16 protein-coding genes are annotated in these 11,435 nt (G+C 67.0%); 9 read left to right on the forward strand and 7 right to left on the reverse strand.

Annotated features, from left to right (window positions below):
* Positions 1 to 21 precede the first annotated feature (21 nt).
* Positions 22 to 387 carry an AbrB family transcriptional regulator gene (locus tag KBY71_RS07425; protein ID WP_254928296.1) on the reverse strand — a complete coding sequence of 122 codons (366 nt, stop codon included), beginning with the start codon at positions 385 to 387 and terminating at the stop codon, positions 22 to 24.
* A gap of 85 nt (positions 388 to 472) precedes the next feature.
* On the opposite strand from KBY71_RS07425, the gene KBY71_RS07430 reads away from it, so the two are divergent.
* Positions 473 to 1,021 (forward strand): GNAT family N-acetyltransferase, encoded by a 549-nt coding sequence (locus KBY71_RS07430; protein ID WP_254928297.1) that lies wholly within the window; start codon positions 473 to 475, stop codon positions 1,019 to 1,021.
* Complete coding sequence (locus tag KBY71_RS07435; RefSeq protein ID WP_254928298.1) at positions 1,014 to 1,544, forward strand: Nif11 domain/cupin domain-containing protein; 531 nt, start codon at positions 1,014 to 1,016, stop codon at positions 1,542 to 1,544. Before KBY71_RS07430 ends, KBY71_RS07435 begins: the two co-directional genes overlap by 8 nt.
* Here the strand turns inward: KBY71_RS07435 and KBY71_RS07440 are convergent.
* The 5 genes from KBY71_RS07440 to KBY71_RS07460 are packed head-to-tail and all read right to left on the reverse strand — an operon-like array spanning position 1,480 to position 3,939.
* Entirely contained in the window at positions 1,480 to 1,971 is a 492-nt protein-coding gene (locus KBY71_RS07440; protein WP_254928299.1) for a phosphate-starvation-inducible PsiE family protein, read from the reverse strand. The genes KBY71_RS07435 and KBY71_RS07440 overlap by 65 nt on opposite strands.
* Positions 1,972 to 1,982: 11 nt before the next feature.
* The gene (locus KBY71_RS07445) at positions 1,983 to 2,222 is read right to left on the reverse strand and encodes a hypothetical protein (RefSeq protein WP_254928300.1); all 240 of its coding nucleotides are present in this window, start codon (positions 2,220 to 2,222) and stop codon (positions 1,983 to 1,985) included.
* A gap of 50 nt (positions 2,223 to 2,272) precedes the next feature.
* Positions 2,273 to 2,599 (reverse strand): hypothetical protein, encoded by a 327-nt coding sequence (locus KBY71_RS07450; RefSeq protein ID WP_254928301.1) that lies wholly within the window; start codon positions 2,597 to 2,599, stop codon positions 2,273 to 2,275.
* A gap of 5 nt (positions 2,600 to 2,604) precedes the next feature.
* Positions 2,605 to 2,970, reverse strand: coding sequence for a DUF1232 domain-containing protein (locus tag KBY71_RS07455; protein ID WP_254928302.1), 366 nt, complete (start codon positions 2,968 to 2,970; stop codon positions 2,605 to 2,607).
* Between the two features lie 45 nt (positions 2,971 to 3,015).
* Positions 3,016 to 3,939, reverse strand: coding sequence for a sigma-70 family RNA polymerase sigma factor (locus KBY71_RS07460; protein ID WP_254928303.1), 924 nt, complete (start codon positions 3,937 to 3,939; stop codon positions 3,016 to 3,018).
* Between the two features lie 203 nt (positions 3,940 to 4,142).
* Between KBY71_RS07460 and KBY71_RS07465 the strand changes: the two genes are divergently transcribed.
* Both KBY71_RS07465 and KBY71_RS07470 read left to right on the forward strand, forming a co-directional pair.
* Positions 4,143 to 4,631 carry a DUF2214 family protein gene (locus KBY71_RS07465; RefSeq protein WP_254928304.1) on the forward strand — a complete coding sequence of 163 codons (489 nt, stop codon included), beginning with the start codon at positions 4,143 to 4,145 and terminating at the stop codon, positions 4,629 to 4,631.
* Positions 4,631 to 5,425, forward strand: a complete 795-nt coding sequence (locus KBY71_RS07470; RefSeq protein ID WP_254928305.1) for a peptidase — start codon at positions 4,631 to 4,633, stop codon at positions 5,423 to 5,425. The genes KBY71_RS07465 and KBY71_RS07470 overlap by 1 nt, the downstream gene beginning before the upstream one ends.
* Here KBY71_RS07470 and hisIE read toward each other — a convergent pair.
* Entirely contained in the window at positions 5,364 to 6,029 is a 666-nt protein-coding gene (gene hisIE, locus KBY71_RS07475; protein ID WP_254928316.1) for a bifunctional phosphoribosyl-AMP cyclohydrolase/phosphoribosyl-ATP diphosphatase HisIE, read from the reverse strand. The genes KBY71_RS07470 and hisIE overlap by 62 nt on opposite strands.
* Positions 6,030 to 6,382: 353 nt before the next feature.
* Between hisIE and KBY71_RS07480 the strand changes: the two genes are divergently transcribed.
* The 5 genes from KBY71_RS07480 to KBY71_RS07500 all read left to right on the forward strand — a co-directional run.
* A complete protein-coding gene (locus KBY71_RS07480) occupies positions 6,383 to 8,356 on the forward strand; it encodes a sensor domain-containing diguanylate cyclase (RefSeq protein ID WP_254928306.1) in 1,974 nt (657 codons plus the stop codon).
* A 49-nt stretch (positions 8,357 to 8,405) separates the two neighbouring features.
* Positions 8,406 to 8,888 (forward strand): 6-carboxytetrahydropterin synthase, encoded by a 483-nt coding sequence (locus KBY71_RS07485; RefSeq protein WP_254928307.1) that lies wholly within the window; start codon positions 8,406 to 8,408, stop codon positions 8,886 to 8,888.
* A gap of 59 nt (positions 8,889 to 8,947) precedes the next feature.
* Positions 8,948 to 9,904 carry a permease gene (locus tag KBY71_RS07490; protein ID WP_254928308.1) on the forward strand — a complete coding sequence of 319 codons (957 nt, stop codon included), beginning with the start codon at positions 8,948 to 8,950 and terminating at the stop codon, positions 9,902 to 9,904.
* Entirely contained in the window at positions 9,904 to 10,560 is a 657-nt protein-coding gene (locus KBY71_RS07495; protein WP_254928309.1) for a TIGR03943 family putative permease subunit, read from the forward strand. The genes KBY71_RS07490 and KBY71_RS07495 overlap by 1 nt, the downstream gene beginning before the upstream one ends.
* Positions 10,557 to 11,435: hypothetical protein (locus KBY71_RS07500; protein ID WP_254928310.1), on the forward strand; the 879-nt coding region annotated here is incomplete at its 3' end. The genes KBY71_RS07495 and KBY71_RS07500, both read left to right, overlap by 4 nt.

The raw sequence follows: 11,435 nt of genomic DNA on the forward strand, positions 1-11,435 counted from the left end.
GGGCGGCAGCGCCCGGACCGATCACTCTTCGTCTTCGTCGGTCGCGCCGGCGGGGATCAGGCGGATCTGCTTGCGGCCCAGCTTGATCTCAAATTCATCGCCGGGCTTGAGATCGAGCAGGGCGGTGTAGGCCTTGCCGATCAACAGGTTGCCGTTGCCCTGCACAGTGGCGACATAGCTGAGCTTGCGGCCACCCTTGCCGACTTTGCCGGTGCCACCGAGCTCCACACCCTTGGCCTCCAGCAGCGCTTCGTAGAAGGCGGTGAAGTTGAGCCGATCGCCACCGTCTTTCTTGCTGGACACATACCCGCAAGCCCGGACGATCTCCGACTTGCCCACATCGCCAAGCTCTTTGACCTTGGCCAGCAGTTCTGATCCGGTGAGCATTGATTTAGGGGATTGGTGGGACGGTTGGGGAATAACCCCAGGGATTACATCCAGAATGTACACCATTAACAGCTCCTGCCAAGCTTTGCCGATCCAATCAATCCAGGAAGATTCAGAGCTGCGCGAGCTGCATCCGGACGATCTGGATCAGGTATCAGCGGTGTATCGCGATGCGGTGATCAGCCAGACGCAAGGTCTGTACAGCCCAGCGCAGATTGCAGCCTGGTCCGACCACGCCCACACCAGCAACGCTGTGCGGGATGCACTCCGCCGGGGCTATGGCCTGGCCAGCTGCGCTGAAAACGATCCGACACGGATTGAGGCATTTGGCTTGCTGGATCCGATCGAGAGGCTCTCCCTGCTCTATTGCCGTGGACGCTCCTGCCGGCAGGGACGCAGCAGCGCCATCCTGCGGGCCCTCGAACACCATGCCTGGCATCAGGGTTGCCGGCACTGGCATACCGAGGCCAGCCAGTTGTCCAAACCCCTGCTGTTAAGGCTCGGTTGGCAGATCGATGCTGAAGAAACGGTGATCTTTGCCGGGGAGGCCTTCCTGCGATGGCGGATGATCAAGCCCTTGATCCAAGCCCCTGGAGGGTTGGATCCCCAACAGCCGGAGACCATCGGTGGCTGAAGCCCAGCTGCAGCAATTTCTCGAGAAGGTGCGCCAACTGAATGCCTTCGTGGCCCTCAGCGAAAGCGACCCCGTGTTGCGGCAGGCCCTGTGCGATTGCAGTGACCACCATGGCGTGGTGGCCCTGGCCCGCAGCCATGGTTTTGAGATCGGCAGGCGCTGGGGGGAAACCGACCCACCACTGGGAGGCCACGACAACCTGCTGACGCCCCCGTGTCCAGCCCCGGGCCAAGAGATCACCAGGGTGCTGCTGGAACAAGCCAACTGGCGTCTAGAGAGGATCCATTCCTGCCAGGCCGCGAGTGCACCAGACTTCTGGTACGACCAGAGCGACCATGAATGGGTGCTGCTGCTGCAGGGCAGCGCCCAAATTGCCTTTGAAGATGAGGCTCAAGTGCGGCAACTGTGCCGCGGCGACAGCCTGCTGATTCCGGCCCACCGCCGTCACCGGCTGGTGACTACCGATCCGGCTCCGGGTTCCGTATGGCTGGCCCTGTTCTGGCGGGAGGCTTGCGGATGTTGAGACTGCGCACCAACCAGAACGCAGCTGCCAGGGCGAGCACCGCAATGCCGAGCCCACCCAACAGTTCGGGTTTGTTTTCAGCTCCCGGCGGCAGCACGATCACCTTCCGGGCCACGGCGGTCATGGCCGTGAGCAGCACCAATTCGATCTGCACCACGTGGTGGCGCAGATAGGAGGTGATGTTCTGGAGAACCTCCAGGGCAATCAACAGGGTCAGCAGATCACCGAGCACGGTGTTCAGGGTTGTGGAGAGCCAGGGGGTACCCGGTTGCACCAAGGCCATCCCCACCACCCCAATCAGCTGCACCGTGGCCGCCACCATGACCACAAGCAGCACCAGGCCCAAAACCTTGGTGAGCACCTGCTCACTGCGGTCGATCAGCCTGAGATAGGTGCTGTCCTGGAACATCCGCCGAAAGCGCGTCATGCCGGGGCCCTTCAGTTCTTGAACTGCTCGAAGATCGGGCGTGCCTGGGTGTCGCTGGGGGAGTTTTCCAGCTGGGTGTCACAGGTGATCGATCCGTCCGAGCCGGTGACGCAGTTCTTGGGCTTCACCTTGGTGGAAGGGCCGACGGAACTCCCAGGACCCACCAGGAAGCTCTCGGACTGGGCCAGGGCCGGGACTCCGCCCAGCACAGAACCCAGCCCGATGGCTGCGGTGGCCAGAACCATCTGCATTCTCTGCATTCAAGGAAGAAGCGGCATGGCCCCACTCTGGACAGAAAACCTCAGGGCTGCTGCTCCTGACGAATTTCCTGCAACAGCAGATCGAGCTGGCCCAAGGACGCATCCAGGCCCGGCAAGGGGGCGTCACCGCCCTCAGCCGCGCCGTCTTCCCGATGCCAAAGCTCTTCGACACCGCAAAGCTGTTCGGCCAGCCCGGGCAGCCCCTGGCGGCTGTAGGTGCGTTGCAGCACCTCCAGCAGCACCGGCATCCGAATCGAGGCGGCATGGAGGGCCCGGCGCAGATCCGCCTGGGTGCGGCCGGTGTGGCGCAGCCAGTCTTTGAGAAAGGCCTGCAGATCTTCGAGCTGGTCGCTGGTAAGGCTCGACATTGACTTCAGCGATCCACAGGGAACCAACGGTCCAAGCGACGCTGGGCCCGCATCCGCACAGCCGGGGTGCGGTGGCGGGTGCAGAGCCCAAGCAGGGCGGTCACCGCCACCAAATCATCGCTGAAGCCGGCAGCGGGGATGAAATCCGGAATCAGATCGAGCGGCACCAACAGATAGGTGAGCGCGGCCAACACGGTGAGCTTGGCCGAAGCCGGGGTTTGGGGATCGAGCAGCAACTCCAGGCACTCGAGGGCCGGACGGGCCAGGGTGCGACCGGCACGCCGCAGCAACTTGAGCAACACCGCCTCATCCACCACGGTGCTCTCGAGCACCTGGGCATCCACGGAGGCGGAATGCACGGAATCCGTCACGGGCCGATCGGCAACCAACCTCCCCATTCAAGAACCAGACGCCAGCTACTCGACCTCGACCAACCCACTCTCAATGCCGGTTTTCCGTAGCTTGCGCAGGGCCCGTTGCACCACCTGGCGGCAATATTCCCGGCTGCATTCGAGCTGACGGGCCACCTCCGCCAGGGTGCGCCATTCATGGCTGCCATCCAGGCCAAAGCGCAGCATCACCACCGTGCGCTCCTTGGGGGTGAGGTTGGCCCGATCGAGCAGGGTCCACACCGTGGCGGTGCGCTCGGCGAGCTCGGCCCGCTCCATCGGCGCCAGCTCCGGACTGGGCAGCACATCCACCAGCTCGGAGGGATCGGACTTCGACTTCACCACTCCCTGGAGACTGACCGTGATGCTGCGCAGTTCACAACCCAGCAGATCTTCCACCTCATCGAGGGGGAGGTTCAACATCTTGGCCAATTGGGCCGGCGCGGGTGCGGTGCCATTGGCCTGCAGGAAGCGCGCCTTGGCCGCGCGCAATTTGGTGAGTTTTTCGTTCACATTCACCGGAATGCGAATGGTGCGGCTCTGGGTGGACAGGGCGCGATTGAGCCCCTGACGAATCCACCAGTAGGCATAGGTGCTGAAGCGATGCCCGCGGGTGGGGTCATATTTCTCGACGGCCCGGGTGAGGCCCAAGGTGCCCTCCTGAATCAGATCCAACAGGTCGAGACCTTTGTTCTGGTAACGCTTGGCCAGGTTGACCACCAGCCGCAGGTTGGCCGTGATCATCTGGTTCTTGGCCCGCTCGCCCGTTTTCAGGGTGCGGCGCTCCAGATCGTTGAAGTCACAGGCGGGGCCGGCCCCGCCGGCTTCGCGGCAGCGCTCCTGCAGCTCGGCCATGGCCTGCACCTTGCGGCCCAGGGTGAGCTCCTGCTCCGGGGTCAACAACTGATGGCGACCAATCTCACCCAAAAAGGCGCTCAAGGAGCTCGCCATGGTTCACCGGTGCAATGAATTGAACCTAAGGCCAATCAACAGACAAAAAGAAACCAACGGAAAAGCTTCCAACTTTCAACCTTCCTTCCCAATTTCACACCTTGTGCGGTTTTCACAATGGCTGCTGATTTGCATGGTGTTTGAGAAGCAGCAGCAGGGGGGCAGACCCGGCGGTTACCGTTGCGGGCCACTGCCTTCTGTCGATGCCAGGTCTTGCCGCCATTCCCCCCGAGGTGCTCTCCCGGGCTGGCGTGGCCTACGTGCACTACGTGAGCTTCATGCTCTGCTTCGGCGCCCTGGTGCTGGAGCGGCGGCTGATCAAGCCCAACCCCAGCAAGGCCGACGCCACCTTGATGGTGATCACGGATGTGGTGTACGGCCTCGCTGCCCTGGCCCTGCTGGGCAGCGGCATCCTGCGGGTGCTGTACTTCGGCCAGGGCAGTGAGTTTTATACGGAAAACCCCCTGTTCTGGTGGAAGGTGGGCCTCTATCTGGGGGTGGGCGGCCTGTCGCTGTACCCCACCATCACCTACATCCTCTGGGCCATCCCCCTGCGCAAGGGCGAGCTGCCCCAGGTGAGCGAAGCCCTCGCCACACGGCTGGGCTGGATCCTCAACATCGAGCTGGTGGGCTTTGCCCTGGTGCCCCTGCTGGCCACCCTGATGGCTCGCGGCGTCGGCCTGCCCACCTGATGGGGAGGGCCCAGGCGCCACTGCTGGCGAGCCTGGCCTGGCTGATGGCCCTCACCCAGCCAGGCGTCGCGGGCCCGGCCGCCCCCGATCCCTGTCCGCCGGTGCTGGCCCAGCGGCCGATCCCCGCTGCCGAGGCCTCCGCCGCCCCAGCTCCTGGGCCCAGCCGCAGCCCCACGAACGCCGACTACCGCCATCGGCTGCGGCCCACCCCCCTGGGCTGGGCCCGGTTGCCCCACTGGTGCCTCTGGATCGAGCCCGGGGCCAGCACAGGGCCAGCGGCCCTGTGGGATGGGCGCTGGCGCCAGGCCGTGGAGGGAGCCCTGGCCCGTTGGCAGCGGGTTCTGCCGATCACGGTGGTGGACGATCCGGAGCGGGCCCAGGTGCGGCTGCTGAGGCGCAGGCCGCCGGTGCAGAACGGGCGTGCCAGCCATGGCCGCGCCACCTTGATGCTGGTGGAGGTGCGGCGGGGCGAGCCCGGCCAACCCGCCAGCCCCTGGCAGATCGAACCCCAGGTGACCGTGCAGCTCAGTCCCGGCCAGGGGGTGCCGGCCATGCAGGCCACCGCCCTGCACGAGCTCGGCCACGCCTTCGGGCTCTGGGGCCACAGCGACCAGCCCGGCGATGCCCTCGCCGCCCTCCCGGGCAGCCGACCGGTGCTCGAGCTCAGCCCCCGCGACCGGGCCACCCTGCTCTGGCTCCAGGCCCAACCCGGCCTGGCCAATCCAGCACAGGTCAGTCCCGCCGCGGCGCGCCCCGCCGCTGGGCCAACACCTCTTGCACCTGGCGCCAACTGACGCCGTGGTGGGCCAGGGCCACCTGGAGGTGGAACACGATGTCGGCGGCTTCGCCGGCAATCTCGGCGGCGTTGGCGTCCTTGCAGGCCATCACAAACTCGGCGCTCTCCTCACCGATCTTCTTGAGGATGCGGTTGTCGCCGCCCTCCAGCAGCTTGTTGGTGTAGCTGCCGGGCTCGGGCCGGTCGCGCCGGCCCTCGATCACCCGCATCAGCTCGGTGCAGACATCCGCCGGGGGTTGGGGGGCGGAAGCCCCACCGCTCGTGGGCACGGGGCCAGCGTCGTAGAAGCAGCTGCGGGCACCGGTGTGGCAGGCCCCATCACCGCGCTGCTCCACCGTGAGCAGCAGCACATCGGCATCGCAGTCGTAGCGCAGGCCCTTCAGGGCTTGGATCTGGCCGCTGGTGGCCCCCTTGTGCCACAGCTCCTGCCGTGAGCGGCTCCAGTAGTGCACCTCACCGCTGGCCAGGGTGCAGTCGATGGCCTCGCGGTTCATCCAGGCCACCATCAGCACGGCCCCATCGAGCCAGTCCTGGGCCACGGCGGGGATCAAACCGGCCTCGTTGAAGCGCAGCCGGTCAACGGGCGGGCCGACGATCGACAGGGCATCGGGCACGGCGGGGCAGGGGCAGCGATGCCCTCAAGTTTGCCTGCAGGCGATCCATCGCCCCTCCCTCGCTCCAACGCCGCCATGAACCGGCAGACCAAGGCCCAAGACAAGGTCAACAGACCAGAAGCCCTTGCTCCACTCTGCATCCAATGCATCAAACGCATTGTCTACATACAACTACACCTTGAACAGGTTTAAAGCGCTCAATTAGCTATTTTTACCCATGCAGCAAGGGGCACAGCCAAACAACCAATCCCAGGAATTATCCACCTCCCGCATAAAGCCATGCATCACGGGCGCCTTCCCTGATCCACTGAAGTTGCGAAGTCTCCGCCCCTCTGCCTTTGATGACTGCATCCCCCACACCCACCATCGGCGCCCGGCGCATGACGGGCCTCTGGATCCTCCTGATCGGGATCTTCGTGGTGGATGTGGCCATGCCACTGGACGTGGAACTGCTGCCCTATTTCTGGCTGCCGCTGGTGTTTGCTGCAGGCTTCGCCGATGTAAAGCCGCTCGGGCGGATGACCCTGGCCAGCATCGGGTTGGCGCTGATTGCGGAGCAGCGCTGGGCACACCTGCACAGGCCGCAGGTCCTGGAGCAACTGGCCCTGCTGGGTGTGATTGGCCTGGCCAGCCTGAGCGTCGCCGCCAAACGGGCTCGGGCCCAACGGATTCAGCGCGAGTCGGAAAAGAACTACCAGATGCTGGCCGAAAACGCCTCCAATGTGGTGTTCCGGGCCAGCCGGCAGGGGGGACTTGAGTGGATCTCCCCATCGGTCACGCGCTTGCTTGGCTGGACACCCGCCCAGATGATTGGCAAACCCTTCAGGGAGTTTGTTCACCCCGACGATCTGGAGCTGTTGCAGAGGGTTCAAGCCGCCTTTGCCCGGGGCGAAGAGCCGCAGTTCCGGCTGCGGGTGCGCCGGGCCCAGGGGGGCTACCAGTGGGTGGAGGTGAACGCCCGGGGGGCCCGCGATGGCGGGCCGGACGTGCTGGCGATCATCGGCAGCTGGAGCGACATCGCGGCAAAGGTGGCGGATGAGCAGGCCATGGCCCAGACCCTGGCGCGTCTGACGGCCACCCTCGATTCCCTGCTCGATCCCCATGTGGTGCTGAGGGCCCGCCGCAATGCCATGGGGGCGATTGAGGACTTCACCTACATGGAAGCCAATGGGGCCGCCTGCCATGACAACCAGCTCAGCCACGACGAACTGGTGGGCCACACCCTGTTGGAGGTTCTGCCGGGCCACAGTGGCCAAGGGCTGTTGGCGCTCTACATCCAGGCGGTGGAATCCGGCGAGCCGTTGGTGCTCGATGACTACCCCTATCCCCACGAGATCCTGGGCCAGACCCGCCGCTACGACATCCGTGGCGTACCCCAGGGCGAGGAACTCGTTTACACCTGGCGCGATGTGACCGAGCGCTACGAGAGCCTTCGCGAGCTGGCGGCCTCTGAGGAGGCCTACCGGCTGCTGGCCCTGAACGCTTCAGATGTGGTGGTGCGCCTCCGCGATGACGTGATCACCTACGTGTCGCCCTCCCTGGCTGGGGCCCTGGGTTGGTCTCCAGAGGAGTGGCTGGGCCGATCCTCAGGGGAGGTGCTCCACCCAGACGATCTCCTGGAATACGCCAACAACCTGGAAGCCATCGCCGCAGGCCAGTGCGTCGTGTGCCGCCACCGAATCCGCGCCAAGGACAACAGCTGGCACTGGGCCGAACTGCATGTGGGCCCCTACCTCGACAGCCAGAACTGCCTCGATGGCATGGTGGCCTCCTTTCGACTGATCGATCGGGAAATGGCGGCCTGGCACGAACTGGAGCGCCATGCCCGCACCGATGAACTCACCGGCCTGCTCAACCGCCGGGAGGTTCTCGAGCAGATCCACACCCTGTCCTCCCCCGACCAGCGCAGCGGTGAACAGACGGCGCTGCTGTTCTGCGACCTCGACCGCTTCAAGGCGATCAACGACCGCTGGGGCCATGCGGCCGGCGACCAACTGCTGCGCACCGTGGCCAGCCGAATCCAGGCGTGCCTGCGCAGCGAAGATGTGGCGGCCCGGATGGGGGGCGACGAGCTGCTGGTGGTGTTGAAGGGGGTGCAGAACCTCGACTCCGTTTTGGTGATCGCTGAAAAAATCCGCAACTCCGTGCAGGATCCGGTGCCCACCGCGGCGGGCGACCTGCAGATCACCCTCAGCATTGGCGCCACCCTGGTGGTGCCTGGCGAAAGCAGTGACGCCATGATCGACCGGGCGGATACCGCCATGTATCAGGCCAAGCAGACTGGCCGCAACCGGGTCATCCCGATCACGGGATGAGCCCAATGGCAGCCTGAGGGGACGCGACCAGCGCCCCACCACCCCCACCATGTCCGCCGCCTTCACCTGCTCGAAGACCTTCAGCGGCTACCCCTGCTGCCATCGGCAATGGCGCCATCCCGGCCACTGCCGCTTCGTGCACGGCTACAGCCGCAGCTTCACCTGCTGGTTTGGGGCCGCCAACCTCGATGAGAACGGCTTCGTGGTGGATTTCTCCAGCCTGGGCAGCCTGGAGAGCCAGCTGGCCGCCCAGTTTGACCACACCTTTCTGGTGAATGCCGACGACCCGCTGCTGGAGCAGTGGCAGGCCCTCCATGAGCAGGGAGCCCTCGACCTGCGGGTGATGGACAACGTGGGCATGGAGGCCAGCGCCCAGCTGGTGTGGGACTGGGCTAACGCCCTGCTGCAGGGGCGCGACGGCGGTCGCACCTGCTGCTGGAAGGTGGAGGCCCGGGAAAACGAGAAGAACGCCGCCTGCTACGAAGCCATCCCCGGCTGGTTCCAGGGCTCGAGGGCTCCGGGGATGGGGTGAAGGCGCCACCTGCACTTGCACTTTTGTGCCATGGTCAGCTGGCCGTGATCGATTGAGCCTTGGAGCGCCTGGCCACCGCCTGGGCCATTTTTCAGGGGCTGCTGCTGGAGGCCCTGCCCTTCCTGCTGATCGGGGTGGCCATCGCCAGCCTGGCCCGATGGCTCGCCCCGGGTGGCCGCTGGTTGCAACGGCTGCCGCACCATCCCGTGGTCGGCCCCCTCACCGGCGCCGCCCTGGGCTTTGCCCTGCCGGCCTGTGAGTGCGGCAACGTGCCCGTGGCCCGGCGCCTGCTGGCGGGGGGCGCCCCCCTGGGCACGGCCCTCGGCTTTCTGTTCGCCGCTCCGGTGCTGAACCCGATCGTGCTGGCCAGCACCTGGGCCGCCTTCCCCAACCAGCCCTGGTTGCTGGCGGCCCGGCCCGGGGGCGCGCTGCTGCTCAGCCTGCTGCTGGCCAGCGTGCTGCGGTTGCTGCCGGAAACCGCCCTGCTCACCCCGGCGCTGCTGGAAGAGCGGCGGCTGAACCAGCCCCTGGCGGAGGTGGGCCTGCTGGAGCGCCGCAGCGGTCTGGTGGGAGCCGTGGGTGCCCCCCCACCCCAAGCTCCCGTCCAGCGCCCTCCCCTGCAGGAGGTGCTGCAACACGGCAGCCGGGAATTTCTCGATCTGGCGGCCCTGCTGGTGCTGGGCTGCGCCATCGCCGCCACCGTGCAGACCCTGCTGCCCCGCAGCTGGCTGCTGGCGGTAGGCGGAGCCCCCACCCTGTCGGTGCTGAGCCTGATGCTGCTGGCGGTGGTGGTGTCGGTGTGCTCCAGCGTGGATGCCTTTCTGGCCCTGGGCTTTGCCGCCCAGATCACCCCCGGGGCCCTGCTGGCCTTTCTGGTGCTGGGGCCCGTGGTGGATCTGAAACTGCTGGGCCTGTTTCGGGTGTTGTTCCAGCCCCGGGCCATCGCCCTCACCGCCGCGGCCGCCAGCGTGGCCGTGCTGGTGCTGGGCCAATGGGTCAACCTGCTGCTGCTCTGATGCGTTCCCTCGCGCTCGCCCTCTGGGGACTCGTGCTGCTGGTGAGCAGCCTCAGCGGCAGGCTCGACCTGCTACTGAGCGGCGCCTTCCATCCCCTGGTGGGCCTCAGCGGCGTCGTGCTGCTGGTGCTGGCGGCCCTCCAGCTGCCGGCGGAGCTGGGGGCAGGCCGGCGCCCGCCCGCCCCCAAGAGCTGGTGGTTGAGTGGCGTGGTGGCCCTGCTGGTGCTGGCGATTCCACCCAACCCCTCCTTCAGCGACCTGGCCGCCAACCGCCCCGCCGAACTGGGCGAGGAAGCCGAGCTGAGCTTCCTGCTGCCCCCGGCCCAGCGCAGCCTCACCGACTGGGTGCGGCTGCTGCGCAGCCAGCCCGACCCCAGCCTCTACGCCGGCGACCCCGTGCGCATCAGCGGCTTTGTGTGGCCCCAGCCGGGGGACGCTCCCCAGTTGGCCCGGCTGCTGGTGCGCTGCTGTCTCGCCGATGCCACGCCGGTGGGCCTGCCGGTGCGCTGGCCGGCGGGCCCGGTGCCCCAGGCCGATCAGTGGCTGGCGGTGCAGGGCACCATGGCGGTGGAGGAGCACAACGGCGAGAGCCGCAGCGTGGTGGTGGCGCAGCGAATCACGCCGATCGCCCGGCCCAGCCGGCCGCTCGAACCATGAAGCGGGTGCTGCTGGTGCTGGCGGGAGGCGTGGTGCTCGCAGCGCTGCAGCAACAGCTGCTGCTGCGCCGCCCACCCAGGCTGGTGGAGCTCAGCTCCACCACGGCCAGCTCGGGGCCCGCCGCCCTGAATCTGCGCTTCAGCCGGCCGATGCAGCGCTCCAGCCTGGCCCGCTCCAGCGCCCTGGAACCGCGCCTGGCCTGGCGCTGGCTGGGGGAAGGCAATCCCCTGCGCCTGCTGCTCCAGCCGCAACAGACCATTGCGGGCCCCCTGCAACTCCTGCTGGCGGGGGTCGACCGCCGCGGCCTGCCGCTCCAACCCCAGCGCTGGCGCTGGGACCCCCGGCCCCGGCTGCTGGCGGTGGTGCCCGTTCCCGGCGGAGAGCAGCTGCAACTGCAGCGCCGCAATGGCAGCTGGCTGCCCCTAACTCCGGTGTGGCCCCAGCTGGCCCATGTGATGCCCCTCGGCGACGGCTCCGGCGTGGCCCTGCTCAGCGGCGATGGCCAGGGCTCCCATCAGCTCTGGCGCCTGCCACTGCACCAGCGCAATCTGGTGCGCGAGCCCGGCGGCCTGGGCGAACCCAAGCCCGGCCGGCTCGCGCCTCTCAGCGAGGAGCCCCTGCTGTTTGCCCACCTCAGCAGCAACCGGCGCGGCGATCTGCTGGTGCAGGCGTCGACCACGGCCCTGGAGCCGGGAACCACCGAGCTACTCAGCCGCCGTGGCGAACGCCAGCCCCTGGTTCAGAACGCCTCAGGACCGATGCAGCTGCTGCCGGAGGGCGGCGGGGTGGTGGTGCCGGAATTGGAAGGCCTCACCCTCCACTCCCTGCCGGGGCAGCCCCCGCGCCGCCAGGTGCTGCCGGGCAGCCGGGAGCTC

The sequence above is a fragment of the Cyanobium sp. T1B-Tous genome, assembly GCF_024345475.1.
In the GTDB taxonomy this organism is placed as follows: Bacteria; Cyanobacteriota; Cyanobacteriia; order PCC-6307; family Cyanobiaceae; genus Cyanobium_A.

What these genes read in the sequence shown, in the direction of transcription:
- KBY71_RS07425 (WP_254928296.1), bottom strand. Translation starts at nt 387, where the DNA reads ATGCTCACCGGATCAGAACTGCTGGCCAAGGTCAAAGAGCTTGGCGAT.
- KBY71_RS07440 (WP_254928299.1), bottom strand. Translation starts at nt 1,971, where the DNA reads ATGACGCGCTTTCGGCGGATGTTCCAGGACAGCACCTATCTCAGGCTG.
- KBY71_RS07445 (WP_254928300.1), bottom strand. Translation starts at nt 2,222, where the DNA reads ATGCAGATGGTTCTGGCCACCGCAGCCATCGGGCTGGGTTCTGTGCTG.
- KBY71_RS07450 (WP_254928301.1), bottom strand. Translation starts at nt 2,599, where the DNA reads ATGTCGAGCCTTACCAGCGACCAGCTCGAAGATCTGCAGGCCTTTCTC.
- KBY71_RS07460 (WP_254928303.1), bottom strand. Translation starts at nt 3,939, where the DNA reads ATGGCGAGCTCCTTGAGCGCCTTTTTGGGTGAGATTGGTCGCCATCAG.
- KBY71_RS07465 (WP_254928304.1), top strand. Translation starts at nt 4,143, where the DNA reads ATGCCAGGTCTTGCCGCCATTCCCCCCGAGGTGCTCTCCCGGGCTGGC.
- KBY71_RS07470 (WP_254928305.1), top strand. Translation starts at nt 4,631, where the DNA reads ATGGGGAGGGCCCAGGCGCCACTGCTGGCGAGCCTGGCCTGGCTGATG.
- KBY71_RS07480 (WP_254928306.1), top strand. Translation starts at nt 6,383, where the DNA reads ATGACTGCATCCCCCACACCCACCATCGGCGCCCGGCGCATGACGGGC.
- KBY71_RS07485 (WP_254928307.1), top strand. Translation starts at nt 8,406, where the DNA reads ATGTCCGCCGCCTTCACCTGCTCGAAGACCTTCAGCGGCTACCCCTGC.
- KBY71_RS07495 (WP_254928309.1), top strand. Translation starts at nt 9,904, where the DNA reads ATGCGTTCCCTCGCGCTCGCCCTCTGGGGACTCGTGCTGCTGGTGAGC.